Annotated in this window: 20 protein-coding genes; 3 read left to right on the top strand and 17 right to left on the bottom strand. The window is 58.9% G+C overall.

Features of this window, described 5'->3' with window-relative positions:
• Window positions 1-41: 41 nt before the first annotated feature.
• From ACIPY9_RS13120 to ACIPY9_RS13110, 3 genes are all read right to left on the bottom strand, one after another.
• Window positions 42-1,286 carry a lipoprotein-releasing ABC transporter permease subunit gene (locus tag ACIPY9_RS13120; RefSeq protein WP_400701451.1) on the bottom strand — a complete coding sequence of 415 codons (1,245 nt, stop codon included), beginning with the start codon at window positions 1,284-1,286 and terminating at the stop codon, window positions 42-44.
• Between the two features lie 63 nt (window positions 1,287-1,349).
• Window positions 1,350-2,033 (bottom strand): lipoprotein-releasing ABC transporter ATP-binding protein LolD, encoded by a 684-nt coding sequence (lolD, locus tag ACIPY9_RS13115; RefSeq protein WP_400701448.1) that lies wholly within the window; start codon window positions 2,031-2,033, stop codon window positions 1,350-1,352.
• 7 nt (window positions 2,034-2,040) lie between these two features.
• Complete coding sequence (locus ACIPY9_RS13110; protein ID WP_400701445.1) at window positions 2,041-3,291, bottom strand: lipoprotein-releasing ABC transporter permease subunit; 1,251 nt, start codon at window positions 3,289-3,291, stop codon at window positions 2,041-2,043.
• A 101-nt stretch (window positions 3,292-3,392) separates the two neighbouring features.
• On the opposite strand from ACIPY9_RS13110, the gene ACIPY9_RS13105 reads away from it, so the two are divergent.
• Both ACIPY9_RS13105 and ACIPY9_RS13100 read left to right on the top strand, forming a co-directional pair.
• Window positions 3,393-3,980 (top strand): PilZ domain-containing protein, encoded by a 588-nt coding sequence (locus tag ACIPY9_RS13105; protein WP_400701442.1) that lies wholly within the window; start codon window positions 3,393-3,395, stop codon window positions 3,978-3,980.
• Window positions 3,981-4,026: 46 nt separating this feature from the next.
• Window positions 4,027-4,749 (top strand): glycerophosphodiester phosphodiesterase, encoded by a 723-nt coding sequence (locus ACIPY9_RS13100; protein WP_400701439.1) that lies wholly within the window; start codon window positions 4,027-4,029, stop codon window positions 4,747-4,749.
• A 42-nt stretch (window positions 4,750-4,791) separates the two neighbouring features.
• Here ACIPY9_RS13100 and sthA read toward each other — a convergent pair whose 3' ends face one another.
• From sthA to ACIPY9_RS13085, 3 genes are all read right to left on the bottom strand, one after another.
• Entirely contained in the window at window positions 4,792-6,186 is a 1,395-nt protein-coding gene (sthA, locus tag ACIPY9_RS13095; RefSeq protein WP_400701436.1) for a Si-specific NAD(P)(+) transhydrogenase, read from the bottom strand.
• Window positions 6,187-6,338: 152 nt separating this feature from the next.
• Window positions 6,339-7,361, bottom strand: a complete 1,023-nt coding sequence (locus ACIPY9_RS13090) for an FAD:protein FMN transferase (RefSeq protein WP_400701433.1) — start codon at window positions 7,359-7,361, stop codon at window positions 6,339-6,341.
• Window positions 7,358-11,920: a dermonecrotic toxin domain-containing protein gene (locus ACIPY9_RS13085; RefSeq protein WP_400701430.1), complete on the bottom strand. Its 4,563-nt coding sequence runs from the start codon at window positions 11,918-11,920 to the stop codon at window positions 7,358-7,360. The genes ACIPY9_RS13090 and ACIPY9_RS13085 overlap by 4 nt, the downstream gene beginning before the upstream one ends.
• A gap of 305 nt (window positions 11,921-12,225) precedes the next feature.
• Between ACIPY9_RS13085 and ACIPY9_RS13080 the strand changes: the two genes are divergently transcribed.
• Window positions 12,226-13,515, top strand: coding sequence for an MFS transporter (locus ACIPY9_RS13080; protein ID WP_400701427.1), 1,290 nt, complete (start codon window positions 12,226-12,228; stop codon window positions 13,513-13,515).
• Window positions 13,516-13,573: 58 nt separating this feature from the next.
• Here the strand turns inward: ACIPY9_RS13080 and ACIPY9_RS13075 are convergent, their stop codons facing one another.
• The 11 genes from ACIPY9_RS13075 to ACIPY9_RS13025 form a co-directional block, all read right to left on the bottom strand.
• Window positions 13,574-14,839, bottom strand: coding sequence for an MFS transporter (locus ACIPY9_RS13075; RefSeq protein ID WP_400701424.1), 1,266 nt, complete (start codon window positions 14,837-14,839; stop codon window positions 13,574-13,576).
• On the bottom strand, window positions 14,829-17,279 hold the full coding sequence (locus ACIPY9_RS13070) for a lantibiotic dehydratase (protein WP_400701421.1): 2,451 nt from the start codon (window positions 17,277-17,279) through the stop codon (window positions 14,829-14,831). The genes ACIPY9_RS13075 and ACIPY9_RS13070 overlap by 11 nt, the downstream gene beginning before the upstream one ends.
• A gap of 4 nt (window positions 17,280-17,283) precedes the next feature.
• A complete protein-coding gene (locus ACIPY9_RS13065; protein ID WP_400701418.1) occupies window positions 17,284-18,093 on the bottom strand; it encodes a hypothetical protein in 810 nt (269 codons plus the stop codon).
• Window positions 18,083-18,997, bottom strand: a complete 915-nt coding sequence (locus ACIPY9_RS13060) for a DUF692 family multinuclear iron-containing protein (RefSeq protein WP_400701415.1) — start codon at window positions 18,995-18,997, stop codon at window positions 18,083-18,085. The genes ACIPY9_RS13065 and ACIPY9_RS13060 overlap by 11 nt, the downstream gene beginning before the upstream one ends.
• 74 nt (window positions 18,998-19,071) lie before the next feature.
• Window positions 19,072-19,224 carry a TglA family RiPP precursor gene (locus tag ACIPY9_RS13055; protein WP_400701412.1) on the bottom strand — a complete coding sequence of 51 codons (153 nt, stop codon included), beginning with the start codon at window positions 19,222-19,224 and terminating at the stop codon, window positions 19,072-19,074.
• Between the two features lie 10 nt (window positions 19,225-19,234).
• Window positions 19,235-20,377, bottom strand: a complete 1,143-nt coding sequence (locus ACIPY9_RS13050; RefSeq protein WP_400701409.1) for a M50 family metallopeptidase — start codon at window positions 20,375-20,377, stop codon at window positions 19,235-19,237.
• Window positions 20,374-21,291 carry a class I SAM-dependent methyltransferase gene (locus ACIPY9_RS13045; RefSeq protein WP_400701406.1) on the bottom strand — a complete coding sequence of 306 codons (918 nt, stop codon included), beginning with the start codon at window positions 21,289-21,291 and terminating at the stop codon, window positions 20,374-20,376. The genes ACIPY9_RS13050 and ACIPY9_RS13045 overlap by 4 nt, the downstream gene beginning before the upstream one ends.
• Before the next feature lie 13 nt (window positions 21,292-21,304).
• The gene (locus ACIPY9_RS13040) at window positions 21,305-22,048 is read right to left on the bottom strand and encodes a methyltransferase domain-containing protein (protein WP_400701403.1); all 744 of its coding nucleotides are present in this window, start codon (window positions 22,046-22,048) and stop codon (window positions 21,305-21,307) included.
• A 96-nt stretch (window positions 22,049-22,144) separates the two neighbouring features.
• A complete protein-coding gene (locus tag ACIPY9_RS13035) occupies window positions 22,145-23,356 on the bottom strand; it encodes an MFS transporter (protein WP_400701400.1) in 1,212 nt (403 codons plus the stop codon).
• A 12-nt stretch (window positions 23,357-23,368) separates the two neighbouring features.
• Window positions 23,369-24,697, bottom strand: coding sequence for a pyridoxal phosphate-dependent decarboxylase family protein (locus tag ACIPY9_RS13030; RefSeq protein WP_400701397.1), 1,329 nt, complete (start codon window positions 24,695-24,697; stop codon window positions 23,369-23,371).
• Window positions 24,698-25,206: 509 nt separating this feature from the next.
• Window positions 25,207-26,670, bottom strand: a complete 1,464-nt coding sequence (locus tag ACIPY9_RS13025; RefSeq protein ID WP_400701394.1) for a glyceraldehyde-3-phosphate dehydrogenase — start codon at window positions 26,668-26,670, stop codon at window positions 25,207-25,209.
• Between the last annotated feature and the right edge of the window lie 136 nt (window positions 26,671-26,806).

The raw sequence follows: 26,806 nt of genomic DNA, 5'->3' as shown, positions 1-26,806 counted from the left end.
ATGTGTGGGCTTTTCGCGGATAAATCCGCTCCTACAGGCGATTATTCGTAGCGCAGTGCATGAGCCGGCTGGACCTGTGCCGCACGCCACGCTGGGTAAATCGTGGCCAGGAAGCTCAGGATGAATCCGGCACTGCAAATCAGCAGCACATCGCCGCCCTGCAACTCGGAAGGCAGGTTGCTGATGAAGTACACATCGGAACTGAAGATGTGCTGGCCACTGACCCGCTCGATCCAGCCCACCAGACTGCTGACATTGAGCGCGGCAATCACGCCCAGCACGCCGCCGATCAAGGTGCCGACAATACCGATCACCGTGCCCTGGACCATGAAGATCGCCATGATCTGGCGCGGCGTGGCCCCGATGGTCCGCAGGATCGCGATGTCCGCGCCCTTGTCGTTCACCACCATGATCAGGGTCGCGATGATATTGAACGCCGCCACCGCGACGATCATCAGCAGCAACAGGCCGATCATGGTCTTTTCCATTTTCATGGCACTGAACAGGCTGCCCTGAGTGTGGGTCCAGTCATCGGCGCGGTAATCAGCACCCAGGCCCGACGCAATGGCGGTCGAAACCTGCGGGGCCATGTACAGGTCTTTCAGAGCCAGTCGCACGCCCTGCACCTGATCCGGCTGCCAACGCTGCATCTGGGCGGCATCGGCAATGTGGATCAGCGCCATGGAGCCATCCAGCTCGGCACCGACCTTGAACACGCCCACCACCGTCAGGCGTTGCAGACGTGGCGTGATACCGCCCGGTGCGCTGCTGACTTCCGGCACGATCAGGGTCAGCTTGTCACCCACGCTCAAGCGAAAGCGACGCGCCGTGATCTCACCCAGGACCACGCCGAACTCACCCGGTTTCAGGTCCTGCAGGTTGCCGCGCACGATATGCCGGGTCACGATCGAGACTTCATGCTCAAGCGCAGGGTCGACACCACTGACCTGAATCGGCTGCATGGCGCCCTTGTAAGACAGCATGCCTTCCATTTCGGTGAACGGCACCGCCGCCGTGACTTCCGGGTTCTTCAGTGCCGCCTCGGCCAGCGGCTTCCAGTCGTCCACCGGCTTGACCCCGGCAATCACTGCATGGGGCACCATGCCGAGAATCCGCGAACTCATTTCACGCTGGAAACCGTTCATGACCGACAGCACCACGATCATGGCCAGCACACCCAGTGCCAGGCCAATCATCGAGGTCATCGAAATGAACGAGATAAAGCTCTTGCGGCGCTTTGCACGGGTATAGCGTGCGCCGATGAAAATGGATAACGGTCTGAACATTCGCGAAGCACCGTAGAAGAAAGTGAAGGCCCCGAGACGATGACCGGCCTCGGGACCGGTGTTTCAGATGGCGACCAGATGACCATCTTCCAGGCGCAGGACGCGGTCCATCTGCCGGGCCAGATTCATGTCGTGGGTCACCACCAGAAACGCCGTGCGCGACGAAGTGCTCAGTTCACGCATCAGGTCCTGAATACCCTGGCCCGTGTGATGGTCGAGGTTGCCGGTCGGCTCATCGAGCATCACCAGCCCTGGCTGGTTGACCAGTGCCCGGGCAATCGCCACACGCTGACGCTCGCCACCGGACAACTCCGCCGGCTTGTGCGCCAGACGATGAGACAGGCCCACACGTTCCAGCAATGCCGTGGCCCGCTGGCGGGCTTCCGGAATCGGCGTCTTGCCGATCAGCAGGGGCATGCAGACGTTCTCCAGTGCCGTGAACTCAGGCAGCAGGTGATGAAACTGGTAAACGAAACCCAGCGCCCGGTTACGCAAGAGACCACGGGCCTTCTCGCCCAATGCCGACAGCTCTTCCCCGGCCAGCCAGACGCTGCCTTCGGAAGGTGTATCCAGGCCTCCGAGCAGGTTGAGCAAGGTACTTTTGCCCGACCCTGAACTGCCGACGATCGCCACGCGCTCGCCCGGATACAGCTCAAGCTGCAGGTTTGACAGGACCACGACGGATTCAGGGCCCTCCTCGTAGGATTTACCCAGGTTACGGCAACTCAATACTGCTTTATCCGACATGCCCGACTCACTCATAACGTAACGCCTCCGCAGGCTGGGTGCGCGCCGCACGCCAGGCTGGATACAGGGTGGCGAGGAAACTCAGGACCAACGCAGCGTCGCAGATCTGGAACACATCCTGGGCCATCAGCTGCGAAGGCAGGTAATCGATGAAATAGACATCGGCGTTGAGAAACTTGTGGCCGATCAGGCCTTCCAGCGCCGAGATGGCCGAACTCACATTGAGCGCAGCCAGAATCCCCACACCGGCACCGATCAGGGTGCCGACCACACCGATCACCGAGCCCTGGACCATGAAGATGGCCATGATCTGCCGTGGCGTGGAGCCCAGCGTACGCAGAATGGCGATATCGCCCTTCTTGTCGTTGACCACCATGACCAGTGTGGAAATGATGTTGAACGCCGCCACTGCCACGATCAGCAGCAACAGCAGGCCGATCATGGCCTTTTCCATGCGGATGGCCTGATACAGATTGCCGTGGGTACGGGTCCAGTCACGGGAGTAGAAGTTGTTCTCGCCCAGCTTCTGGGCGATTTCCCAGGACGTGCGAGGCGCGGCAAACAGATCGTCGAACTTCAGACGCAGCCCCTGGACCTGCTCGGGCTTCCAGCGATGCAGACGCCCAAGATCCTCGAGGTTGGTCAGACCCAGGTAGCCGTCCAGCTCACCGGCGCCGACGTGGAAGATACCCACGACCTCGAAACGCTTCATGCGCGGAAACATGCCCGCAGGCGTGACCGTGACTTCAGGGGCCACGAAGGTCAGCTTGTCGCCGATACCGACCCCCAGCTTGGTGGCGGCCTTGTCGCCGATCACGATGCCGAAGCTGCCGGGTTCGAGGCTGTCGAGCTTCCCCTGTTTCACAAAGTTGTCGATGATCGAAACCTTGCGCTCCTGGGACGGGTCAATACCGTTGAGCAGAACCTTCTGGACCTTGCCGTCATGGGTCAGCAGGCCCTGCATCTGGGTAAAGGGCGCAACCGCCAGCACCTGCGGGTTTTCCTGGACCTTTGCTGCCAGGCCTTGCCAGTTGCCGATCGGCTCTCCCGCTTCGATGGTCGCGTGAGGCACCATGCCCAGTACACGGGTACGCATTTCATGATCGAAGCCGTTCATGACCGATAACACGACTATCATCACCACTACGCCAAGCGCCAGGCCGATGATGGACGTCAGGGAAATGAAGGAAACAAAATGGTTACGGCGTTTTGCACGGGTGTAGCGCGTGCCGATGAATACAAAAAGAGGTCTGAACATTAGGGAATTGTTCGCAGGAATGGGGACGTCCGTGTGGCGGGCCTTGACGTGCAGCTTTACACTCGAAACTCTCTGACCACAGCAGCTACCATGGGTTCGCCATGTCGACATTAGATGAAGAAGAACGCCGCGAATACTACCGTATCGAAGACAGCGTCGCACTGGAAATTAACCCGCTGTCGGATGCAGACCAGGCCAGCCAGGAGGCCATGAGGGAAACCGCCGCCCTGTTCGATCTGCTCAGCGAGCTGCACGTCAGCGAGTTCGAGTCCCAGCACTTGCTGCGCCAGCTCGACGAGCGCGACCGGGTGCTCAACAGCTTCCTCAAGTCGCTGAACAAACGCATCGACCTGCTGGGACGGGTCGTCGCCCACACGGCACTGGGCAAGCTGGGCGCACCACAGCCGGTGAAGATTTCCGAGGGCGGCCTGCTGTTCACCTCCCCCCAGCGTTATAGCATCGGAGAAAAGCTGTCGATCAAGATGGTCCTGATGCCACAGGCTTCGGGATTGATGCTGAGTGCCACGGTCATTCACTGCAATCCGCTGGAAAACGGCGACTTCGACATCGGCACCGAATTCGTCGACTTGCCGGACGCCCAGCGTCAGTTGCTGGCACGCCATGTCTTGCAGCGCCAGGCCCTGCAACGCCGTCAGGCATTGGAACAGGGTTCGCCTCCCAGGACCTGAGTACATTTCGTTCCATCATCACACTCATGCAATGCCAGGAGTAAACGTGACCCTTATCTACGGCCACCGCGGCGCCAAGGGCGAAGCACCGGAAAACACCCTGACCAGCTTTCAGGAGTGCCTGAAGCACGGCGTACGCCGCTGTGAACTGGATCTGCACCTGTCCCGCGACGGGGAACTGATGGTCATTCATGACCCGACCCTCAAGCGCACCACGGACCGGCGCGGCAAGGTCAACGAGCACCTGGCCGCCGATCTCGTGACCTACGACGCACGCAAGGGCGGTCCCGGCTGGGTCAGGCCCTGCCCGGTTCCGCGTCTGGAAGAATTGTTCGAGCAATGCGACTTCGAGCACTGGCAGCTGGAGGTCAAGAGTGCTTCACGCACCCGTGCGGCCAATACGGTCCTGGCCATTCGTGAGCTGGTTCAGCGACACGGCCTGCTGGACAAGGTGACCATCACGTCAAGCTCAAGGGAAGTCTTGCGCGCCGCCGCGGAACTCACACCGGACATAAGCCGTGGACTGGTTGCCGAATATGCCTGGCTCGACCCGCTGAAGGTCGCCCAGAACTATGGCTGCGAGATACTGGCCCTGAACTGGACACTCTGCACCCCGGAACGCTTGCAGAAAGCCCAGCGTCAGGGGCTGCATGTGTCAGTCTGGACCGTCAACGAACCTGCACTGATGCGCAGGCTCGCCGACTTCGGCGTAGACAGCCTGATTACAGACTTTCCCGGTTTGGCCAGCGCCACCCTCGAGAATCGCTGAAATCGGTCTCCCCGGCCGGCTCAGGCCACCGGCCGGAGCCGCTTAAAAAAGCCGGTTCAGACCGTCGTAGGTCGCTACCCGATAGGCTTCGGCCATGGTCGGGTAGTTGAAGGTGGTGTTGACGAAATACTTGATCGTATTCGCCGCGCCTTCCTGATTCATGATCGCCTGACCGATGTGCACGATTTCCGAAGCCTGGTCGCCGAAGCAATGAACACCCAGGACTTCCAGGGTTTCGCGATGGAACAGGATCTTCAGCATGCCGACCCGCTCGCCGGAAATCTGCGCACGCGCCATGCCTTTGAAGAAGGCCTTGCCGACTTCATAAGGCACCTTGGCCTGGGTCAGCTCATGCTCGGTCTTGCCGATGGAGCTGATCTCGGGAATCGTGTAGATCCCGGTCGGCACGTCGTTGACATAACGCCAGCTGCCGTTGTCCACCAGACTGCCTGCTGCCGAACGCCCCTGGTCATAAGCGGCACTGGCAAGGCTCGGCCAGCCGATGACGTCGCCTGCGCCATAGATATTGGGCACGCTGGTGCGGTAGTTCTCGTCGACCTCGATCTGACCACGACCATTGGCCTTCAGGCCGATGTTTTCCAGCCCCAGCTTGTCAGTGTTGCCGGTACGGCCGTTGCACCAGAGCAAGGCGTCGGCCTTGATCTTCTTGCCGGACTTGAGGTGCAGGATCACGCCGTTATCCAGGCCTTCGACCCGGTCGTACTCTTCGTTATGGCGAACCATGACGTTGTTGTTGCTGAAGTGGTAGCTCAATGCCTGGGAGATTTCCGTGTCCAGGAAGCTCAGCAACTGGTCACGGTTATCAACCAGTTCGACCAGTACACCCAGACCACTGAAGATCGAAGCGTATTCGCAACCGATCACGCCGGCACCGTAGATGATCAGCTTGCGTGGCGTGTGGCCCAGGCTGAGGATGGTGTCGCTGTCGTAGATACGCTTGTGGCTGAAATCGATATCGGCCGGGCGATAAGGGCGCGAGCCGGTAGCGATGATGACCTGGTTGGCCACCAGTTTTTCGACGACACCATTGGCACACACCACATCGATGCTGTTTTCGTCGGCAAAGCTGCCGGTGCCGAAGAACACATCGACACGGTTGCGGGCGTAATAGCCGGTACGCGAGGCCACTTGCTTGGAGATGACGATTTCAGCGTTCTTCAACACATCCGGAAACGAAAACCAGCGAGGCTCGCCAATGGAGCGAAACATCGGGTTGGTGTTGAAGTGCATGATTTGCTTGACCGCATGACGCAATGCCTTGGAAGGAATCGTGCCCAGGTGAGTGCAGTTGCCACCGACCTGCCGACGACTGTCGACCATGGCGACCTTGCGCCCCGCCTTGGCGGCGTTCATCGCCGCGCCTTCTCCGGCCGGGCCGGAACCCAGTACCACTACGTCGTAGTTGTAGACAGCCATGCGTACTCCTTTAGAACATACCGAGCTGCCACTCTGGCACCTCTGGCTAAATCACGGGGCGCAGTCTAGCGCTGCATTAACGCGGCGAACATTACCCCTTGGTCGCGTTGAAGGCCACTTTTGTCTGTCTGGCCATGGCCCGATCAGTCAATTCACTGCGCCTGCACTGCACAGTGGTGATCGAACGCCGGATTGCTGCGCATGATAAAGCGCTTATCGGCACGAATCACAAAAAAAGCAGCGATTTGATGCTGCTGTGCGTAATTCCACCCCAGTTCAGGCCCCAGAATCAGCAACAGCGTCGACAGACCGTCAGCCATGAGCGTCGAAGGATGAACGACCGTCACGGAAGCCAGATCATGCTCGACAGGCGCGCCGGTCAGGGCATTGAGGGTATGGGAATAGCGTCGCCCCTCACGCTCGAAGTAATGCCGGTAATCTCCTGACGTCGAGACGCCACAGCCATCCAGGGCCAACACCTTTTCGACAGCCTGTCGGTCGTCACGGGGCTCCTCCAGCGCAACCCGCCAGGGCGAGCCATCGGGCTTGTGCCCTCTGGCCCTCAACTCACCCGTCACCTGCACCAGATAATCCTGTATCCCGAGCGCTTCGAGCCGGGCACCGATTCGATCCACGGTGTACCCGGCCGCCACGCTGCTCAGGTCCACCTCGACAGCCGCATCCTTGCACAATTGCGCCCCGTCGATTCTCAGGTGCCGATAGCCCGTTCGTTCCAGTGTCAGGGCCCGTTGCCGATCGGTGGGCACCTGTTCGCCACGGGACTGGGGGCCGAAGCCCCACAGGTTCATCAACGGCTGTACGGTGAGGTCGAACGCCCCGCCCGTTTCCCGGGACAAGTGCTCGCCCAGGCGAATCAGTTCCAGTACGGCGGAAGGCATCACCTGGCAGCGGTTGGCCGGCAGGGCATTGAAACGTTCGATGTCCGAGTCGCTGCGCCAGCCGGACATCTGCTGATCGACCTCGTCCAGTATCGCTTCGACGTCCGAGCGGACGGTACGCCTGTCCGGCTCGCCCGCACGACGCACATAGCTGATCGAATACCCGCTGCCCATTGTCGGCCCGCCGAAACGCTCCAGGGCAGGATTGGCATCACAACCGACAAGCACAACGCCTGCTAACAGCGCACACAACCCCATGGGCAGCCAGCGACTCATGGATTCAGCGCCAGAAACAGCCGTTGGGCGACATCCTTGCCGATGGCGCTGCGATAGATATTGACCACGTCCGTTGCCCCTCCCGAAGCCTTGATCAGCGACTTGTAGCCCAGCAGCCGTTGTTCGGGCAGCTTCAGGTGAGCTGCCGTAAAAGCCTGGGCACTGTCCGCCTCGTTTCTGTAGTGAAAATGCGCCCACCATAACAGGCGGTTGTCCTTGTCACGGATTGCATATTCCTGGAGGAAATCGTTGCGCTGGGCACCCGACATGTTTTTCCTGCCCTCGAAACGGGAAATGTTGACCTCCCTCTGGCGGTGCAGGTAGCTGACACGGGCGGCTGTCGGTGGCTGGGCCTTGGTCATGGCGATACGCAGACTACGGCCCTCGGCCGTCAGGCGGGCAGCCGCCTCACGTAAACGGGCCGCACTGTCGGCCACTGCCGGTGACAGATCGGCTGCCGGGCCTTCGGTCATTTGCCCGGCCAGGGCCGTCAGTTTGCCCGCCTTGAAGAGCAGAATATCCTCGATGTCTTCAGGCTCATACGCCCGGGTCGCCTGCTGGCGGGCCTTGGTCAGGGACTGCTCCACTTCCCTCAGGAGAGTCTGGGCACGCCTCTGCAGCTCACCGGCCGATACGGGCCGGGCAACGGGTGCCGGTCTGGCAGGCTCGACCGTCTGGATCTCCACCCACTGGTCATCGGGGTGCCGATGCCATGAACTGATGAGCTGGCCCGTCTGGGCATTTCTGATATCCGCGACCTCACCGGGAAAGCCCCCTTCTTCCTGGCGGACATGCCCGACCAGCGCGCGATGGTTGCGTGTTCTGATGACCCGCTTGCCCGGCTGCCGGACACGCGGCACATACTCGACCGCCACCGGCGGGGGCTCGACATTTTCCTGGATCGACTTGGCCAGTCGGTCCCGGGTCAGCTCGCAGAGCTCATCCAGCGCCGTCCTGAACTTTTCCAGGTACTGAGCCTGTGGCGGGGCGAATTGCGTCGCGTCGACATCGTCAGCGATGCCCTTGGCTCTCTGGTATTCACACAGAACGCTTTCCAGGACATCGATCCGCTCCGCAAGCGAATAGTCGTTGGGCCTTTCAAGTTCGGAATGGGAGGCAAACGCCCCGTTCAAGCCCAGTTCGGTACGCAATGCCTTGAAAGGTCGAAACTCTTCGACCTCGACCATAAGCTCTCGGCTGAAACACAGCTCCAGGGACGACATCATGTTCTGGATTTTCCAGTCCAGGACGCAGAACAGCTTGGTTTCATACGCCGAAATGAACTGTTGGCGCCAAAGCTCTTCGCCCACCTTGGGCACGGCGCGCAGCTTTTCCCAGAGCGATTCTCGAACCTGTGACCAGTGCAGTCCTTTTTCCTGCCGACTCAAGATCGACTTGAACATGCCCATATAGATTTCAACGCCCTGTGGCGCGCTCAGGCCGCCAGATTCGGCCAGTTTCGCCAGGGTAACGTTGGCCGTGCGGGCGTTGTCGGCGGCCAGACGCCCCTCCAGAAACTCAAGGTGGGACGTGACCAGAACAATCGTTTGCGCCATGTGGCGCTCGGCAGGCCGGTCCCCCACTCTCAATTGCTCCCACAGGCTCATGCGCTGCTTCATGAGTTCGACTTCTTCTGTCATCACGCCTTCCAGGCGGTCGAAAAAAAGCTGCCGAAGCTCCCCCGTAGCCGTGTTCAAGTGCGTGTGGTAGCCCACGATCCTGTCCACCAGTTCAAGGTCCCGGCGCTCGATCTGCTCCAGGCTCTGATTGATACGCGACAGGTTTGCAGCGTTCTGCTCGGCCAGCTTGCGAAGGCTTTTCTTAGGACCGCCCCCTCGCAGGTGCAGGGACAGGTCCAGGGACCAGCCCTGCCCGTCGTGCCTGAGCCTGGGACCTTTCACCGAAGGATCATCGGGCCGTACGACCCGGACCTCATCCTCTTCGACCACAACCCGGAACAGGTCGTTATCGACCCTGGCCAGCCAGGTACCGTTGTGCTCATGGAGACCGGAATGGACACCCGACGCCACCGGCTCGCCGCTCAGCCTGACAGACCGGACCTTGAACGATTCCAGTGCCAGACGTTGTGACTCGCTCAACCGATTGACCGGTTGCGACCAGGAGAAATCGAGCACCGTATGCACATCGCCTGGCGTGAACCTGGAAAGAACAGGCGCCTGACGAACGCCCGTGACAGAAGCGCCGGTCACGGCGGGCTCGACCTCAAGGCGATTGCCTGCCAGCATGCGCACCGACGTCAGGGTGTTGGGTGCAACGCCATGGTGCAGCAGGACCAGCGAAATATTGAGCAGCAGTTCGGCAAGCTGCGCAGCCCCCTCCTCCGAGCCCGGCGAACCGGCCCGGACCAGTTGCTGGTTGATGCCAGACAGCAATTGCGCAAGCCATACGGCATTGGCAATCGCGCCACTCAACAGCGGTAACACGGTATTGAGCAGCAACCAGCCACCTTCCTTGAACAGCGCCCAGCGGCTTTCGGCATTGGAGACCGCATTGCGGTCCGCCAGCTCGATCAATGCCTGCGCATTGGCATTGAACAGGGCGAGCATGATATCGCCCGATACCTCCTTTTCTCCCAGCACCGCAGGCCGGGGGCTCTCCAGCGGAGCGAACTCGGAGCCCTGACCAAAGCGGATGATGTGCGGTTCATGGAAACCACCCAGGGCGTATACAGGACGCGCCCCATCGCTCAGCCAGATCAGGATATCGTCCTGCAAGGCACCGGGACGTCTGACCGCCGCCATCAACGCCGACCAACTGGCAAATTCGGTCAGGACCGAACGGGCAAAGGGCCGGTAGAGCACATACGGGCCGACGCTTGTCTCCTGCGGCCCGATCACGAACATATTGGCCACCTCATCTGCCCGGTGCCCCGCCTGACGAACGAAGGCCAGGGGACGCAGCACGATTGACCGGCCACCGACCCGACGTGCCGACATGCGGGCCTGCATCATGGCGCAAACGTACTGGTAACCCTTCGGACTCAGTTCCCCCTTGATTTTCTGCTCCAGCGCCAGCAATGGCAGTTGCAAGCGCAGTTGATCGGCAAACAGGGCCTGACGCCGCCCGGCCTCGGCAGCGTCCGTCACCAGATAACGCTTGAGCAGGTCGGGGTAGACCTGGCCGATATCGACCCGTACGGTCAGTTGCTTCAGGTAGTCCGCCGTCATCCAGCCCGGTAATGGCCGACCGTCCGTGCGATGGACCGTGATGCGCCCCGGGGGCAATCCTGAAAGGTTTTCCAGGGCAAATTCGGGAAAGGTCATGTACACCGGCTCGACACTTCCCACCGCAAAAGGCTGCCCTCCTGCCGGGATCGTTGCAGCCGCGACGCTGTCGATCCGGACTTGAATCTGGTGGGGCAGAAAGTCCACGCCCGTGAAGTGGTCCTGGGCGATGGCGACGGCCAGAGAACGGGAAGCGAACTCAAGAATCGGGGGCAGCCCCTCATTGAATGACCGCCCTCCAGAACGTTGCTGAACCACTGCCAGCGCGCTCATCAGACGGCTGTACTCGTTGCGGTCCGCTTCCTGGGCACTTTGCATCCAGTCGGGCAAGCGATCCATGCTCAAACGGTCAGAAGGCTCTCCCGCCTTGAAAAGTGCGCAGACATCGGTCATGGCCGCCAGCACATGCTCCAGACGATCAAGATCATAAACCTGTTCACTCTTGAGGCCTTGCACCCCCACCAGCTGGTTTTCCAGTATCGCCTGGGTCAGCACATTGAAAATGTCCTCCTGCGGCTCATGGGTACTCCACTGCACGTTCTCTGGATCAACATAGTCACTCAGCAACCCGCTCAGGCTTTGCCCCCAGTCATCCAGCGACGACCAGACCTGACAATGCCCCGACATCTGATACATCAAGACCCGCCCCTGGCGTTCCTGGTTGCTGAACATCACCAGCACCGGCAACAGCAACGACACGGTATCCGGTCCATCGATCTGCAAACGGACCAGACAGGCGCGAGGTAACGGCGAGTGGGCCGCTCGCTGCTCGCGTTCGGCCTTCTCCGGAAACAGGGCAACATCACGCAGCCACTCGCGGATCATTGAGTCGGCCGGACGCGGGGGTGTTGCATCCAGCCCCTCGAGCAAGCCCTGCCGGACCTGGCTCGCCAGCCAGGCCCAGCGGCTACGGCAAACGACCTCGCCGCTGCATGCACTCCAGTAATCGAGCAAGGCCTGCTTGAAGTTCTCGAACAACCCGAGCACCAGGCGATTCACCAGCGCGCCGACATCGGCCATGTTCACGGGCAATGGAGCCGAAGCGGCAAGCAGCGTCGTGTGCTCCGGGCCCCATGTCACGCTGGATTGCGCCGCGAAATGCTCCAGCAGGCTATCGACGAGCGTTTTCGGCTCGACCGTCGCCGAGGATAAAGCCCCCGTGGAAGTGACGTCCTGTGAAACAACCGCCACCTGGGGGTCAATCTGCAACGCTGGATACAGCTCGCGCAGCGCCTGGCGCAGGCTGCTGGCAGCAACCTCTCGCAAGGTCGGCCGCGCGGCGAATTGTTCGGCAACATCGAATGCAATGGTCATGTGAAATTCAGCTCACTGGTTTGAATGTCGGCCCTTGACGCAAAAAACCGGGCGTTCTTTCAACGAGCTAAAACCATCCACCGCGTCCCCGTGACATAAGGAAATACTGCATTCGACTCTCCACCAACACGTCTCCAACGGGCCTTTCAGGCAGTGTTCATGTGACAGAAGGTTGTTTTCGAGCCGATTTACACATATGGTTACAATTATGCTTCGTGCGCAGGCTTGAGCCTTCGCCGCTGCACAGCAGGACATAAATACAACGATTCTCCCCCCTAGCTAGACAGCCTAAGTGAGTATTTCCCATGGCCTCAAACACAGGCAAAGGCAAGGCGATTTTTCGCGTTGTCAGCGGTAACTTTCTTGAAATGTTCGATTTCATGGTCTACGGCTTCTACGCCACAGCCATCGCCAAAACCTTCTTTCCTGCCGACAGCGCCTTCGCATCCCTGATGCTTTCGCTGGCCACCTTCGGTGCCGGCTTTCTGATGCGCCCGCTGGGTGCAATTTTCCTGGGGGCCTACATTGACCGCCATGGCCGTCGTCAGGGCCTGATCATTACCCTGGCTCTGATGGCGCTTGGCACCGTGTTGATTGCCTGCGTGCCGGGTTACGCAACGCTGGGCGTGGCCGCTCCGCTGCTGGTCTTGCTGGGACGTCTGCTGCAAGGCTTCTCCGCCGGCGTGGAACTGGGTGGCGTTTCGGTTTACCTGGCCGAAATTTCCACACCCGGTCGCAAGGGCTTCTTCGTGAGCTGGCAGTCGGCAAGCCAACAGGCCGCCGTGGTGTTCGCAGGCCTGATGGGCGTCGGCCTCAACCACTGGCTCAGCCCGGAAGAAATGGGTGAATGGGGTTGGCGCGTACCTTTCCTGGTGGGTTGCCTGATCGTCCCGGCCATTTTCATCATTCGCCGCTCGCTGGAAGAATCCCCCGAGTTCGAGGCTCGCAAGCATCGTCCTACCCTGAGCGAAGTCATGCGCTCGATCAGCCAGAACTTCGGCCTGGTGCTGGGCGGCATGGCACTGGTGGTCATGACCACCGTGTCGTTCTACCTGATCACCGCCTACACCCCGACCTTCGGCAAGAACGAACTGCACCTGTCGGACCTGGACAGCCTGCTGGTCACCGTCTGCGTCGGCGTCTCCAACTTTATCTGGCTGCCGGTCATGGGCTCGCTGTCCGACCGTATCGGCCGCAAGCCACTGCTGATCGCGGCCACCGTACTGGCCATCGCCACCGCTTACCCGGCCCTGTCGTGGCTGGTGGCTCACCCCAGCTTCGGTAATCTGCTGATGGTCGAGCTGTGGCTCTCGTTCCTGTATGGCTCGTACAACGGTGCCATGGTCGTGGCCCTGACCGAAATCATGCCGGTCGACGTCCGTACCACCGGCTTCTCCCTGGCCTACAGCCTGGCGACCGCGACATTCGGCGGTTTCACGCCAGCGGCCTGTACCTACCTGATCCACGCCATGGACAATAAGGCCGCACCGGGCCTGTGGCTGACAGGCGCAGCCATTCTGGGCCTGATCGCGGCACTGACACTGTTCCGCAAGGGCGGGCATCAGCTGCAACCGGGCACAGCGGCGACAGCCTGATTCAGATAGAGTCCCGCCGATAGAAAAAGCCCCGGTCACGTGCCGGGGCTTTTCATTTTCAGGCCTTCCGCTTCCAGGGCTTGAAGCTCAGCCAGAGCAACACCCCCGGCAACTGCAAGGCAATCATCAGGCCCAGCGACCACTGATACGCCTCGTTCGGATGCCCTGCCCCCTCGCCTGCCGGCCACAGGTTCAAGACGATCCCCATCAGCCATTGCAGGAAGAACGCAAGCACGAACACCACCAGGTTGAAGGACGAACTCACGCGCCCTGCCAGTTCGGGGGAAACCGACTGGGCCACGATGGCGTAGTTCATGGTGGTCGAGGTTCCGAAGAAGCTGAAGCCCATGGCAATCAGGTAGGGCGAAACAGGCAAGCCGCTGGCCATGAGCACCTGAAAGGCAATGAAGATCACCATTCCCGCGCCGCAGACCATAATCGGCTGTACACCGAAACGACGCAGGTAATCGGTGATGGCGCCAAACGCCAGAGACCCCGCCACCATGGCGACCGTGCCGAACAGCAACACGCTCGCCATGCCCGAGTCGCTCAGGCCGGCCATATCACGCAGCCATGGACCCATCCACAGCGACAGCACCGACATGTAAATGGCGTGGGCGAATACCGAATACAACGCCAGACGCCAGAAGGTCCATGACGAATAGAGCTTGCCCACCGCAGCGAACATGTCCGAGTAGCGGGTGCTCTTGGCCTCGTAAGTCCGAGGCACGCTGAAATGAATGATGGCGGCGACACAGAACGTCAACACCGCCAGAATCAGGAACGCCTCACGCCAGGTGAACCAGCTGAGCAGCACATGCAAAGGCGTTGTGGAGGCCATGGCCCCCAGCCCGCCGATGGACAGCAGGCACGCCGTGCTCAATGGCAGGCGCTCCACCGGCAGCCAGATGGCACAGGCCTTGATGGCGCTCATCAGGGACCCGGCCACCCCCAGGCCGATCAGGCCACGCCCGACCAACAAGCCAGCCTCCGTGCTAGACAGGCTGAAAATGACCGAGCCCAGCACCGCCAGCAACAGCATCGGTGCCTGCACGCTGCGAGGCCCGTAACGGTCCAGCATCACCCCCAGCGGGATCTGCGCAGCAGCGAAGGTCAGGAAGTAAACCCCGGTCAACAGGCCGAGGCTGCTGGCGGGCAGACTCAGATCGGACTGCAAGTCCACGTAAATCACGGCGTTGACCGTGCGGAACATGTAAGAGACGAAATGCCCCAGGCCAAAGGGGATGAAAATCGTCAGAAACAGAAAGAAGAAGCTGCTTTTAAGCTGTTTCTCTGCACGATCCATGGTCGAACTACTGCTCATCAAGCGCCACTCCATCATTCGTAAAGGTCGTACGTATTTCGCAGCAGAAACGCCCCCGCTCTTCTTCAAGCCAAAGCTCGTCCGGGGACGGGCACATCTCGGAGAACTTGACGTGACCGGCTTTCTTCATCGAATTGCTCACGCCGTCGAACGACAGCGGGTTGTCGAAATCGATGAAGATCGGCTTGGGCTCGATGTCGATCTTGGCAAACACATAGCGCGGCAGCCCGTGCTCCTGCGCCCAGGCACGCCAGGCGAGCGTATCATCGAGCTTGTCCATGCTGAACTCGGAACACGGCAACTGCTCCTGAGTAAACCACCAGGAAGCGCGTTTGTAGAGGGTCTTGCCCAGCCATATGCGACGCCTGTCATCCCTGGCCACCGTACTGCCAGCCAGGGCAAAGCCCAGCCGGTGCATGGGGGTCGAGTAGACACAGAGCAGATCCTCGCTGAACTCGCCCGCCACATCCTCGACACGCAACCGCCCCTGAACCATCGCCACCTGCGCCCTGCCAGCCGCGAAACGTTGCCCGGGCGCGACACAACCGCCGCCCGATGGCAACACCAGTTGCTGATAGCCGGGCAGCAAAGGCCAGTCGATGTGTGAGCGCTGATAACTGTCCGGCGAATCGGCCAGCACCATTTTCGATCCCTCGAACAGCCGCTCGACGCTCTGGTTGATCGCCTGATTGAAAGGCCCGAAAGGCTCAGCCACCGGCTGGCTCAAGGTGTGCACGCCCGGATGGACCTCACCCAGAACGATGTCGTAATCCCCCCGATTGAAAGCCTCTGTCGAAGCGCTTGAAATCAGGAAGTCCGGGGAATGGAAGTCGCTGCCAAAGACATCGAACGATCGGACATCCAGCCGGGTATCGAGCGTCGCGATCAGACGTTCAATATCCGTCACGGTCAGGCGCACCTGCTCATCGGCAGAGCGGTCTTCCAGCACATGCCGCCAGGCCTGCCCGAGCAGCGTATCGAGGTGTTCGACAATACCCGCTTCCACCTCGGCCAGCCTGGGCTGCACAGCCGCGAGGAACGCCAGGAAATCCACCGATCCCGGCTCATCGTCAGACCGAAGGCCTTGCCATACCTCGGCATAGAATTCGTGCAACTTGAGGGCACAGGCCTTGATCAGCCATTGGTGGATACGCATCAATGGCCCCAGATCGGCATTGACCTGTTCCAGCAGGGAATGCCCCAGCGTAACTTCGATATTGCGGGAGCAATCCTCATAAACCGGGTAGCGCCCCACATACATGGCACCGCTTTCCCGGGAGAGATCCACCCCGGCGTCACTCAGCAGCTGGTTCATTCGTTCCAGACAGGCAATGCGCGTCGACAGGTCTCCAGCGGCATAGGACTCACGCGTCACTTCCAGCGCATCCAGACGCTCATTCCATTGGGCACGGAAAGTGTCCGACAGGCGCGAGTCGGACAGGAATCCTTGCAGCACCCGGATCGGTTGCCGCTCACGCGGCGAAACCTGCCAGCCCCGACGTACGATCTGCTTCGCGACCAGATGATCCAGCAAGGAGTCCAACTGATCGGCCCCGACCTCGGGCAATGCAGCCCGCAGCCCATACAAGGTCGCCATGGAGGCGGTCTGATCCTGCACATGACGCAGCACCCGGGCGGTCAGCGGATTGAGAGGCTGACGCTTGTTGACCGGCATGTGCAGGGTGTTTTCAACCAGAAAGCACCCCTGATTGAGCTGCAAGGGCATGAATTCCGGGTCCGGGCATTGCAGGTTGAGCTGTTCGACCAGGCGTTGTACGACCCAGCTCTCGAAAAACGTGTGCCGTTCCTTGATCCAGTCGCCCTCACCCGGCGTGATACGAATGTTTTCGATCTGCGACCTGTCGAAACGCCCCCAGGCCAGTGGCCCGAAGAAACTCGACGTATCGTTTTTCGAGCAGAAGCGCTGGGCATAGCTCCAGGCCAGACGAAGCTTCTGTTTCTTGCGGCTGTCGGTTCTGGCAAAGCGCTCGGCAATCAGTTCCCGAATACGGCTCAGCGCTGCCGGATTGGAGATGAACAGTGCCTGCGCCACCTCTTCATCGTCCAGAAAATCGATCAATGATTGCCGGGAAGCCTCGATGAACGAGGCATACTCCTGATCCACATCGGCCCGTTGCGCCAGCCGCTCAAGCAGCCCGTTCCAGTGTTCGAGTGACTCTGCGAAGCCCTCGCGCAGGGCTTCCGGAAGATCGGAAACCTGCAAGGGCAGGTGCTCGTTGAGCTTGCGAATGAGCTTGCGGCAGGCCTGGGGCGAATAGTCCGTCGACGTCTGCAATAACGTCGAGTGCAATGCCCGCAGGGATCGATAATCGTCCTCGAAGGCCTTCAGCAAGGGCAATTCGGCCATTTTCCCCAGACGGGTCAGGTGGTGGACAGGAAAGCCGGTCGAACGAAGCCAGAAATACAGTGAGCTTTCCATAGGATTACGCAGGCGTCCTTATCGCATTGAGCTGTTCGAGCTTGCCCAGCAAGGCCAGGTCTTCCTGGCTCAGCGTCGTGGCACCCTCGGTATTCAGCAGTTGAGACAGCCCTGCCGGAAACTGTGGCTGCTCCAGACACGCGTACAGGTGCGCGGCACGCGGGCTGATCAGGGTGAACTTGTGACGGGATTGCAGGTTGGGCAGGTAAATCAGCACATGCTCGGTTTTCTCGGGCAGGCGCGTCAGACCCAACTGATCCTTTTGCCGCATCCAGGTGGAGAGCGCATGACGCGTCTGGTACACGCGCGCCATCGGCGTACGCTGGTAACGGCTATCCGGCTCGATCTCTCGAGGATTGACCAGCCCCAGATACAGGCGAACCGACTCCCGCTCCAGGCGCATCATGTCGAGGATTTCAGGGTAATCCTGCAACTCGGCCGCCTCGGCCAGAAACCCCAGCGCATCATCGCAATAGGTGTAGACACGCGGCCCGTAATCCAGCCACTCCTTGTAGCGCAGGAAGGCTTTCGACTGAGCGTTCAGGTCCAGCCCGATGTGCAGCAGTGCGCGCAAGGTCAACGGCGCACCGGTCTCCAGGGCATTGAGAAACGAGTTGATCAGGCGGAACTGGTAGTTCTCGACAAACCATTTGACCCGGTCGAACTGCTGCGCGTAAGCCGAGAGAATCGTCCGCTCGGCGGTATTGAAATGCTCCAGCCATTGGGTGGCACCCGAAGCCGAAAACAGCTGCGCCTGAAGGTTTTCATCGCGCAAGAGCCGTCGCCAGAGTTTCCAGACCTGTTCAGCTTCCATACTGACGCCCTCCTGGAGTCTTGTTGTAATGGTTCCAGATCGCCTGAGCCCGCTCCACGTCCTTCACGATCATCGATTCATCGGACGAATCCATGACCCGGGTCTCTGCATGGTGCGCTTGCCCCTGATACTCCAGGATCACTGCCGAAGGCTGCGAACGTGAAAGCAGTTCTTCATAGAGTTCCCAGACCGGCTCGGGAACACAGGCGTCATGCCAGTCGTGATACAGACCGCCATGCCAGCTACCGCCAGCCAGATGGACGGCAATCACCCTGTCCAGCGGCAACGTATCCAGGTAGTCCTTGAGATCGAAGTTCTTGAGGTTCAGGTGATTGGTGTAGATGTTATGCAGGTCCAGGTGCAGGAACGTCCCCGACCGCTGTACCAGACCCGCCAGAAATTCGGCTTCGCGCATTTCCGCACCCGGACACGCCAGGTAATAGGCCGCATTTTCGTGGGCCAGCGGCATGCCATAGAGCTGCTGCAACTCACGGGCACGATCGCCGCAACGGGCAATTTCGGCATGGGAAAACTGGATCGGGCTGCTCCAGATATCCAGCCAGGACTGATCACCGTAGAAGCAATGGTTGGCCACCCATGGGCTGTTCAGCATCCTGGCCAGCGGAATGTGTCGTTGAACCGCGGCAGTTTCTTCCAGCGGGCTGAAACCGAAATCACACCCGTAATTGGAATGACCCAGCAAGGTGAACTTCTCTCCCAGGCGCTCGATCATGGCCTGGGCCGATGGCTTGATGATCTGAGGACCATCCATCGGGGCCATGATGTTATCGAGCAGCACTTCCAGGATATCGACCTTGATGTCCTCGAACGGAAACCAGTCGAGGATTTCAGGGTTGTATTGAATACCCACGCCGACCGGCGCAGGCTTGACGAAATCAGCCATGGCTAACACTCGTACATATAGAAAGAAGCCCTCCCGCGTCGGCCTGAGCAGACCATCGGGAGGGCACCTGGTACTTAGGCAAAGACCTTGCTTTCAATGACCTCGATATCCTCCAGGTCGAACTCCTCGAACATGACCTCTTGCGAAGCCGCCGAAGTCTGTTCGACGTCTTTCACTTCAGCTTGCTCTTCCTTGTTTTCAACGGACTGAACGTTGGGCTGTCCCATGGGTAAATCCTCACTGATGATGAAATAGACGGAAAATCGTCTGCAGTACAAAGCTCCACACCAACACCCAGCCCAGGCACGTAATGGAAACCGTTGCCCAATACAGCCGCTGGAGTCGAACAGGAGTTTCGGAAGGCGCTCCGCGCAAACGGCCTTTCAGGTAATTGAAAGAACGCTGCCTCAACCGGGGCTCATTGATGAGCTCGGTAATCGCCAGATACGTATCGCCGTTGAACATCGGCAACAGGGTGGGAATCAGGGAGACGAACGACGCCACGATCATGACGATCGACAGCGACATCAAGGCCCCGCCCTCCTCGGCGTAAAGCCCCCAGATCACGACCCCGACCGCGGCATAGATCAGGCTGACCAGAGGCCCGGCCAGAATCGTCACCACCCGCTCGAAACGTGGCAGTGCACTCCATTGCTGCTGGACAGGCCGGACCCATCCGGTGGCCAGCAGCAGATAGATGCCGATCCCGAAATCACTGACCTGAACCTTGTAATGCCGACAGGCCAGGGCATGCCCGAACTCGTGCACGGCAATGGATGTCAGGATCACCGGGAAATGCCACCACAACCATTGATTGCTATGGACATAGACCGACAGCACATCGCTCCAGAACGCCTTGAACTGCATGCCCAGATACACATAGCTGGCCAGACACGCGATCAGCGTCAGCGCACAGAAAGGCACGCTGCACATCCAGCGCACGAAGGGATAGCAATAATCCAGCCCTCGTTGCGGATTCATCTTGAGCAGGTTGATCAGCAGGTATTTCTTCAACGGCCCGTAGGTGATACCGGTGGCAGGGTCACGCAGCTTCCCGACGCCGCCCTCTGCATTCGACAGAATGTTCAGCCCCAGCAGCTTGTTTTCAAACTGCGCCAGCTTTGCCGTACCGACCTTGATCCGGTAACGGGTTTCGGCCTCCCGGGCAATCTGCTCATGACTCGACAGGCCGTCGAACAAACGCGCCAGCGCATACTCGCTCTTGCCTAGTTCAAAGCCGATATCGTTTCCGGGGTCATACAACTTGTAACGAACACGACCGTCTTCACCCTGCAATTCCGTGACGACAATGTCGTCACGGAAACTGGAGGCAACCGGATTCTGCGTCAATGGTGTGGCCACTTCAGAGAACTGAGTCATGACGGCAACCGCAACGCCTGAAAGCGCTCCTGGTAATAACCGGCCAGTCGCTCGCGACCCTGTGCCTTGATCGGCTCCAGTTGCCCGTCGTCAGACGCCGACGTGCATCTGCCGAGAACGAAAACAGCACCGGGACGGGTTGGCCCGCACAAAGGCTCTTCCGTGACCAGCAACGGTTCCCAGCCATGCTGACGCATCAGCAGTTCAATGCTGGTCCCGTTGAGGTAGCGACGGTGGTTGTGGGTCAGCATCCCCAATTGCAGGCCATGGCCCAGGGCGCGCCCCTCGATCAGCAACAGACCGTCCTGCGCCGACGCCTGGCGACAACGCTCCATCACCTGATGCGCGTCGTACATGTGTTCCAGAGAACCGTTGATGATGATCAGGTCGACATTGCCCGGAGTGGCCATTTCTTCGGCGGCCGTCAGTTCGATGTTGAGGCCGATCTTCTTGCCATATTCGACATAGGCCCGATCCGGGTCGTTGCCGGTGACGGTCCAGCCTTTCTTGGCGAAGGGAATCATCAGTCCGCCAGCCGAACAGCCCACATCCAGCAGACGACCGCGCTCCGGGAGATATTCGCGCAGGCTCTGGTAGAGATGCTCGCCACGACGGATCTGATCCAGAAAGAAATTCCGCTCGGGCTCACTGTTGCCGAACAGCTTCAGACGATAGAACTTGTCGTAATAGTCCTTGTAGAACTGCGCATTGAAGCGGTACTTCTGGAAGATATGGCCGCAGCCAAGGCACCCCAGCACCGGCAGGTCGACGGTATAGTCATCAGGACCTGCAATGCGTTCCAGCAAGACTTCATGCCGTGCACTGCCACATATTTCGCAATCCATCGCTGTCGCCGGATAGCCGGCATCCATTTGCAACACATCAAGATAATGACTGATTGCCAAATCGTTCATCGCAACATCCTTGTCACTTGATACAGAAGAAACCTTCGAAACAGATGTATTTGAAGATGCTCATGACGTCCTTGAACCCTGCACGCCCGAGCATTTCCTGGTTACCCGCCGTCGAGAACGGTTCCAGAACACCCTTGAGGCTGCGCGTCTTGGCCAGAATCTCGCCGGGGGTGTAGCCCTGCTCCATCTTGTAATCCACATACAGGCTGCTGATCACATCCTGGAAACGTGCATCCGGGCCACGAACCTTCTCGAACAGGACAAAAGCACCGCCCCAGTTCAGGGATTCATAGATGCGGTTGAACAACTCCTGGCGCACACGGGGATGAATGAACTGAACCGTGTAATAAGCAACGATGAAATCGCTCTTCTCATAGGGGTAAGTCAGGATGTCGTCGGTCACGAAGGTGACATTGTTCAGCGATGTCTTGGCCAGCGACTGGTTGGCCTGCTGGGTCATGGCATCTTCCACATCGATACCGATCCATTTGCCCGATGAGCCATGACGTGTGGCCAGTTGACGGGTCAAGGTGCCCGTTGAACTTCCCAGTTCATAACAGACACTGTCGCTCTTGATGAAGAAGTCACTCAGCGACAGGACAATCTCATGACCATCCTTATATTTGGGGACCGACTTGGAAACATGAGAATCAAAGTGTTTCGGCGTATCGCCACCAAATGTCCAGGCGGCATTATTGGACGCAATACCATCACCAACCACTTCAAGATTTTTTACTTCAGGCACACTAGCAGGCATGATTATTTTCCTTTTTAACCTTCCACAAGAACCCGACGCCCACATCGCACCCCTGCGATGCAGTACAGATGAAACGTGTTACTTATTACTCAGGTATCAAGCCATTGCGGCAACAGACACTCTTCGCCACGCCAGTCGCCCCAGCGTGATGGACCAGTTCAATAGCGCAACCACCAGAATGATATAAAGCAGGGACAACATTCCGTAGGCGACGATGATCTTTCCCGCCAATAACGGAAAACCAAAGACACCGACAAAATACGACAGGCTGAACAGCAATAATGACTGTGCTGTCTGGCCGGCAGGCGCTTCATTGGCGGCCAGCCCGTTGATGACCGAATATGTCAGGCCATAACCGACACCCAATATGATGGCAGCCAGCAGATAACTGAACGTTGATTCAACCGAGAATACAAACATCAGGATTGAAATGATCATCAAGGACGTCAGTACACACGAAGAACGATAGGCATCACGCTTGACAATAAAACCTGCAATCAACAACCGGCAGGAAATCGCGGCGCACATGAACCCCAGAAAGAACAGCGAATAATCCAGATGATGAAGCGCGGCATAAGACGTCTGGAAACTGGAAAGACCGCCGAAGATCGCACCTCCCAGGCCCACCATGACAATCGGGAAGAACGCTCTGGAACGAAGAACCGACGACGCCGCGCGGGTCGAAATCCGGCAGACGCTGACCGGCCCCAGAACGGCCTGCTGCAGCTTGATCTTCGGGCCGATCAGAAAGAAAACCATCGCTCCGGCCAGACTGGCGACCGCGGCCACCAGAAAGGCCGACTCCACGGGATAGCCCATCGCTACGCCTGCACGCCCCACCAGCGGCCCCGTCCCGATGCCGCTCATCATGCTGCCTGACAGCAGGGCGAAGTATTTGACCCGGCGGGTCGGGTCAATGATCATCGCCACGATGATCGGACCCAGGGTGTAGAACACGCCCCAGCCGAACCCGAGAATCAGGCCGAATGACAACAAGGCCGCGCCGTAGAAAGGCGTTGTTGCAAAACCGATGCACGCCACGGTCAGCGCCAGCCCGCCCGCGGCAATCGCCTTGGGAGCACCGATCATATCGGTCAGGTGGCCTGAAAAGATCACGGCCAGGAACGTACTCAGCATCGCCACGGAAATCACCGTGCCGGCATCCGACTCGCTGCCTCCGTGGGAACCCAGCATCAGGGCCAGAAGGAAAGTGGAGCCATAAGACATGGACAACAGATAACTGGCGAGACAGAACAGGCCAAACAGCCCCTTCCCCGCCGATGTATGTTCAATTGCTTGCGAAGGCATTCGTGACATTCCTTATCGTGTAAAAACCGCTTCCCGTTCGTCGATTTCCATGGCTTGCTGCAAAGCGCAAACAACAACTTCGACATCGTCAAGCGTGGTCATCCAGTTACAGGCCGCCAGACGAAAAACCTTTTCACCGTTATAAACGCTGGGAGTCAAAAACAACTTTCCTGTTGCATTGATCCGGCGAAGAACAGTTTCACTGTGAGTTTCATGATTCCTGTCGCCCACGCTCTTGCATCTAAACATCAGAATATTCAGATAGACAGGGCATAACTTTTCATAATGCGAACTGTGATCGATCCATGATTCGATATGGCGAACAAACTCACAGTTTCTTTCAATCAATGCCCGATAACCGGACTTGCCATATGCCATGAGTGTCATCCACACAGGCAATGCGCGATAACGACGTGACTGTTCCACACCTCTGTTCATGAACGCTGGAAACCGGCCATCCATCGGAACATAAGGCGCATCCGCCGAGAAACTTCGTTCATGAAGAGCGGGATGACGGGTCAGGGCAATACCGCAGTCATAGGGAACGTTCAGCCATTTATGGGCATCCGCCGTGATGGAGTCGGCATATTCCAGCCCTTGCAACAGATGTTCATAAACAGGAGAACAACGGGCAAATGCGCCAAACGCCGCATCGACATGCAACCAGGCATTGTATGTTCGGCAAAGCCGGGCAATGCCCTGGATATCGTCGAACTCTCCGGCGTTTACCGTACCGGCACTGGCCACCACGATACGGGCCGGTGAAGTACAGCCTTGCAGTGCCGCTTCCAGCGCCTGAAGGTCCATGACTTCGCGCCCCGGCACACTGCGGACGGTCACGATGTTTTTTCGCCCGATGCCCAGTACGCCCAGGCTTTTTATGATGCTGGAATGCGGAGCGGCGCCGAACACCATGATGGGCAAGGATGCACTCAGGCCGTCATGGGCAATATGCAGACCTGCCTGCTCGCCGCACCACTCTCTTGCCGTGGACAAGGCGACCAGATTGGCGGCGGTTGCACCGGTTGTCAGGACGCCCTGGAACAGACCGGCCGGAAGATTCAGCAAGTCGCTGATAAAAGCCAATACCTGCGATTCAATGAATGCCGCCACCGAATGACGCTCGGTGGCGACATTCTGGTCGATGACGGAAACAAGCCAGTCGCCTGCAAGAGCCGCTGGTGTCACGCCTCCCGTCACGAAACCGAAATAGCGGGAACCCGTACTGCGCGTATGAGCAGTACCGTAGTTTTCCCAATAGGCATTCAAGGCACCCAGACTTCCCAGCCCCTCTTCGGGCAAGGTGTGCTCCAGCGTTCTGCTGATATCACGTGTGTCCACGACGTCTGCACTTCGAGCACCGGCCAGAAACGCCAGGGACAGGTTCCGGAGCTCTGTCAGCAACTCAGGTATGCACGCCTCATCCTTTAAAATGCAAGACACCTTGATCCCTCAATTGACTGCTGATTTTAACTTCAGCTTTTGGCTTCAATGCCGTTTCTGCCTTGAGCGAATAAGCTTATAACAATTATTTATTACTGAATGCAACGAAACCGTAACGACACTAAAAACCGCGAAAATCGTCAAAAACATACGATCTATCACGAAAAATATAGAAATTCAGAAAAAACAGAAAACCAGCTCGAACTCATCGTCTTCTGGATGTCGCAAGCAGAGAATCCAATAACGACAAAAGCATTCGGCACGAAGGTTTTACGAGGAAAAAACATCGGCGGGGAGCAAGACAGGCAGAAAGCCTTCGACATAAAAAAACGGGCTGAATACTGTCTTCACAGCACTCAGCCCGTTATTGCAGACTGCCCGACAGAGCGGGCAGCAGCCTTCAGACCTTACAGAGGAAACGCTGGCGGGTTGACGCCTGCGATATCTTCCATGACGCGAACCACCTGGCAGCTGTAACCGAACTCGTTGTCGTACCAGACGTACAGGACAACGCGGTTATCGTTGACGATGGTTGCTTCGCCATCCACGACACCTGCGTGGCGCGAGCCCACGAAGTCGGTGGAAACCACTTCCTGCGAGCTGACGAAATCGATCTGCTTGTGCAGCTCCGAGTGCAGCGCCGTGTGACGCAGGTACTCGTTCATTTCTTCGCGGGTGGTCGCTTTCTCAAGGTTGAGGTTGAGAATGGCCATGGAAACGTTCGGCGTCGGAACGCGGATGGCGTTGCCGGTCAGCTTGCCAGCCAGCTCAGGCAGAGCCTTGGCAGCAGCGGTGGCCGCACCGGTCTCGGTGATGACCATGTTCAGCGCGGCGCTACGGCCACGACGATCGCCCTTGTGGAAGTTGTCGATCAGGTTCTGGTCGTTGGTGTACGAGTGAACCGTTTCAACGTGACCGTTGACGATGCCGAACTTGTCGTTGACAGCCTTGAGCACCGGCACGATGGCGTTGGTGGTGCAGGAGGCCGCGGAAACGATCTTGTCGTCAGCGGTGATTTCGCCGTGGTTGATACCGTGAACGATGTTCTTGAGCTTGCCCTTGCCAGGCGCGGTCAGAACGACGCGGTCGATGCCCGGGCAGGCCAGGTGCTGGCCCAGACCGTCGGCATCACGCCATACACCGGTGTTGTCCACCAGCAGGGCGTCCTTGATACCGTACTGGGTGTAATCCACCTCGGCAGGGTTCTTGGCGTAGATGATCTGGATCAGGTTGCCGTTGGCCGTCAGCGTGCTGTTGGCTTCATCAACAGTGATGGTGCCGTCGAAAGGACCATGGACCGAATCGCGACGCAGCAGGCTGGCACGCTTGACCAGGTCGTTTTCCGCACCCTTGCGGACAACGATGGCACGCAGGCGCAGGCCTTCGCCGCCACCGGTCTTCTCGATCAGGATACGGGCCAGCAGGCGGCCGATGCGACCGAAGCCGTAAAGCACGACATCAGTGCCCTTGGCCGGGGTGGCGTTCTTCTTGCCAACCACGCTGGCCAGCTCGTCACGGACGAACTGCTCGGCGGAACGACCATTGCCTTCGGTCTTGAATTTCACGGCCAGCTTGCCCAGGTCCACCGAAGCGGCACCCAGATCAAGCTCGCTCATCGCCTTGATGAGCGGGAAAGTCTCGTGTACGGACAACTCAATTGCATCGGACTGGCGATGACGGGCAAAGCGGTGAGCCTTGAGAATCGCGATGACTGAACGGTTGATCAGGCTGCGGCCATAGATCGAACTCACCACATTGTTATTGCGGTAGAGCTGACCGATAAGCGGGATCATCGCCTCGGCGAGGGCTTCACGATCGATCCATTCACCAAGACACTGGTCGGGCTTCTGAGTCACGGGAACCTTCCACATGTAGGGGCTGAAAAAAGGGGCTACATTATGCCGCCGCCTTTGTTTATGAGCAATGCGCCGATGTCAGATCAGCGCGCACTACATTTTGTTCCTCCCATGACGTCAGAAAATGGCCATTGCGGTTTTTGCTCGCCTG

Origin of the sequence: Pseudomonas sp. NPDC089734, from assembly GCF_044748865.1 — a bacterium.
Lineage (GTDB): Bacteria > Pseudomonadota > Gammaproteobacteria > Pseudomonadales > Pseudomonadaceae > Aquipseudomonas.
The sequence above is the reverse complement of the archived record's forward strand: the minus strand, read 5'-3'. Positions and strand labels throughout refer to the sequence as shown.

What these genes read in the sequence shown, in the direction of transcription:
- lolD (WP_400701448.1), bottom strand. Translation starts at nt 2,033, where the DNA reads ATGTCGGATAAAGCAGTATTGAGTTGCCGTAACCTGGGTAAATCCTAC.
- ACIPY9_RS13105 (WP_400701442.1), top strand. Translation starts at nt 3,393, where the DNA reads ATGTCGACATTAGATGAAGAAGAACGCCGCGAATACTACCGTATCGAA.
- ACIPY9_RS13070 (WP_400701421.1), bottom strand. Translation starts at nt 17,279, where the DNA reads ATGGAAAGCTCACTGTATTTCTGGCTTCGTTCGACCGGCTTTCCTGTC.
- ACIPY9_RS13035 (WP_400701400.1), bottom strand. Translation starts at nt 23,356, where the DNA reads ATGCCTTCGCAAGCAATTGAACATACATCGGCGGGGAAGGGGCTGTTT.
- ACIPY9_RS13075 (WP_400701424.1), bottom strand. Translation starts at nt 14,839, where the DNA reads ATGAGCAGTAGTTCGACCATGGATCGTGCAGAGAAACAGCTTAAAAGC.
- ACIPY9_RS13110 (WP_400701445.1), bottom strand. Translation starts at nt 3,291, where the DNA reads ATGTTCAGACCTCTTTTTGTATTCATCGGCACGCGCTACACCCGTGCA.
- ACIPY9_RS13045 (WP_400701406.1), bottom strand. Translation starts at nt 21,291, where the DNA reads ATGAACGATTTGGCAATCAGTCATTATCTTGATGTGTTGCAAATGGAT.
- ACIPY9_RS13060 (WP_400701415.1), bottom strand. Translation starts at nt 18,997, where the DNA reads ATGGCTGATTTCGTCAAGCCTGCGCCGGTCGGCGTGGGTATTCAATAC.
- ACIPY9_RS13065 (WP_400701418.1), bottom strand. Translation starts at nt 18,093, where the DNA reads ATGGAAGCTGAACAGGTCTGGAAACTCTGGCGACGGCTCTTGCGCGAT.
- ACIPY9_RS13040 (WP_400701403.1), bottom strand. Translation starts at nt 22,048, where the DNA reads ATGCCTGCTAGTGTGCCTGAAGTAAAAAATCTTGAAGTGGTTGGTGAT.
- ACIPY9_RS13080 (WP_400701427.1), top strand. Translation starts at nt 12,226, where the DNA reads ATGGCCTCAAACACAGGCAAAGGCAAGGCGATTTTTCGCGTTGTCAGC.
- ACIPY9_RS13050 (WP_400701409.1), bottom strand. Translation starts at nt 20,377, where the DNA reads ATGACTCAGTTCTCTGAAGTGGCCACACCATTGACGCAGAATCCGGTT.
- ACIPY9_RS13120 (WP_400701451.1), bottom strand. Translation starts at nt 1,286, where the DNA reads ATGTTCAGACCGTTATCCATTTTCATCGGCGCACGCTATACCCGTGCA.
- sthA (WP_400701436.1), bottom strand. Translation starts at nt 6,186, where the DNA reads ATGGCTGTCTACAACTACGACGTAGTGGTACTGGGTTCCGGCCCGGCC.
- ACIPY9_RS13025 (WP_400701394.1), bottom strand. Translation starts at nt 26,670, where the DNA reads ATGTGGAAGGTTCCCGTGACTCAGAAGCCCGACCAGTGTCTTGGTGAA.
- ACIPY9_RS13090 (WP_400701433.1), bottom strand. Translation starts at nt 7,361, where the DNA reads ATGAGTCGCTGGCTGCCCATGGGGTTGTGTGCGCTGTTAGCAGGCGTT.
- ACIPY9_RS13085 (WP_400701430.1), bottom strand. Translation starts at nt 11,920, where the DNA reads ATGACCATTGCATTCGATGTTGCCGAACAATTCGCCGCGCGGCCGACC.
- ACIPY9_RS13055 (WP_400701412.1), bottom strand. Translation starts at nt 19,224, where the DNA reads ATGGGACAGCCCAACGTTCAGTCCGTTGAAAACAAGGAAGAGCAAGCT.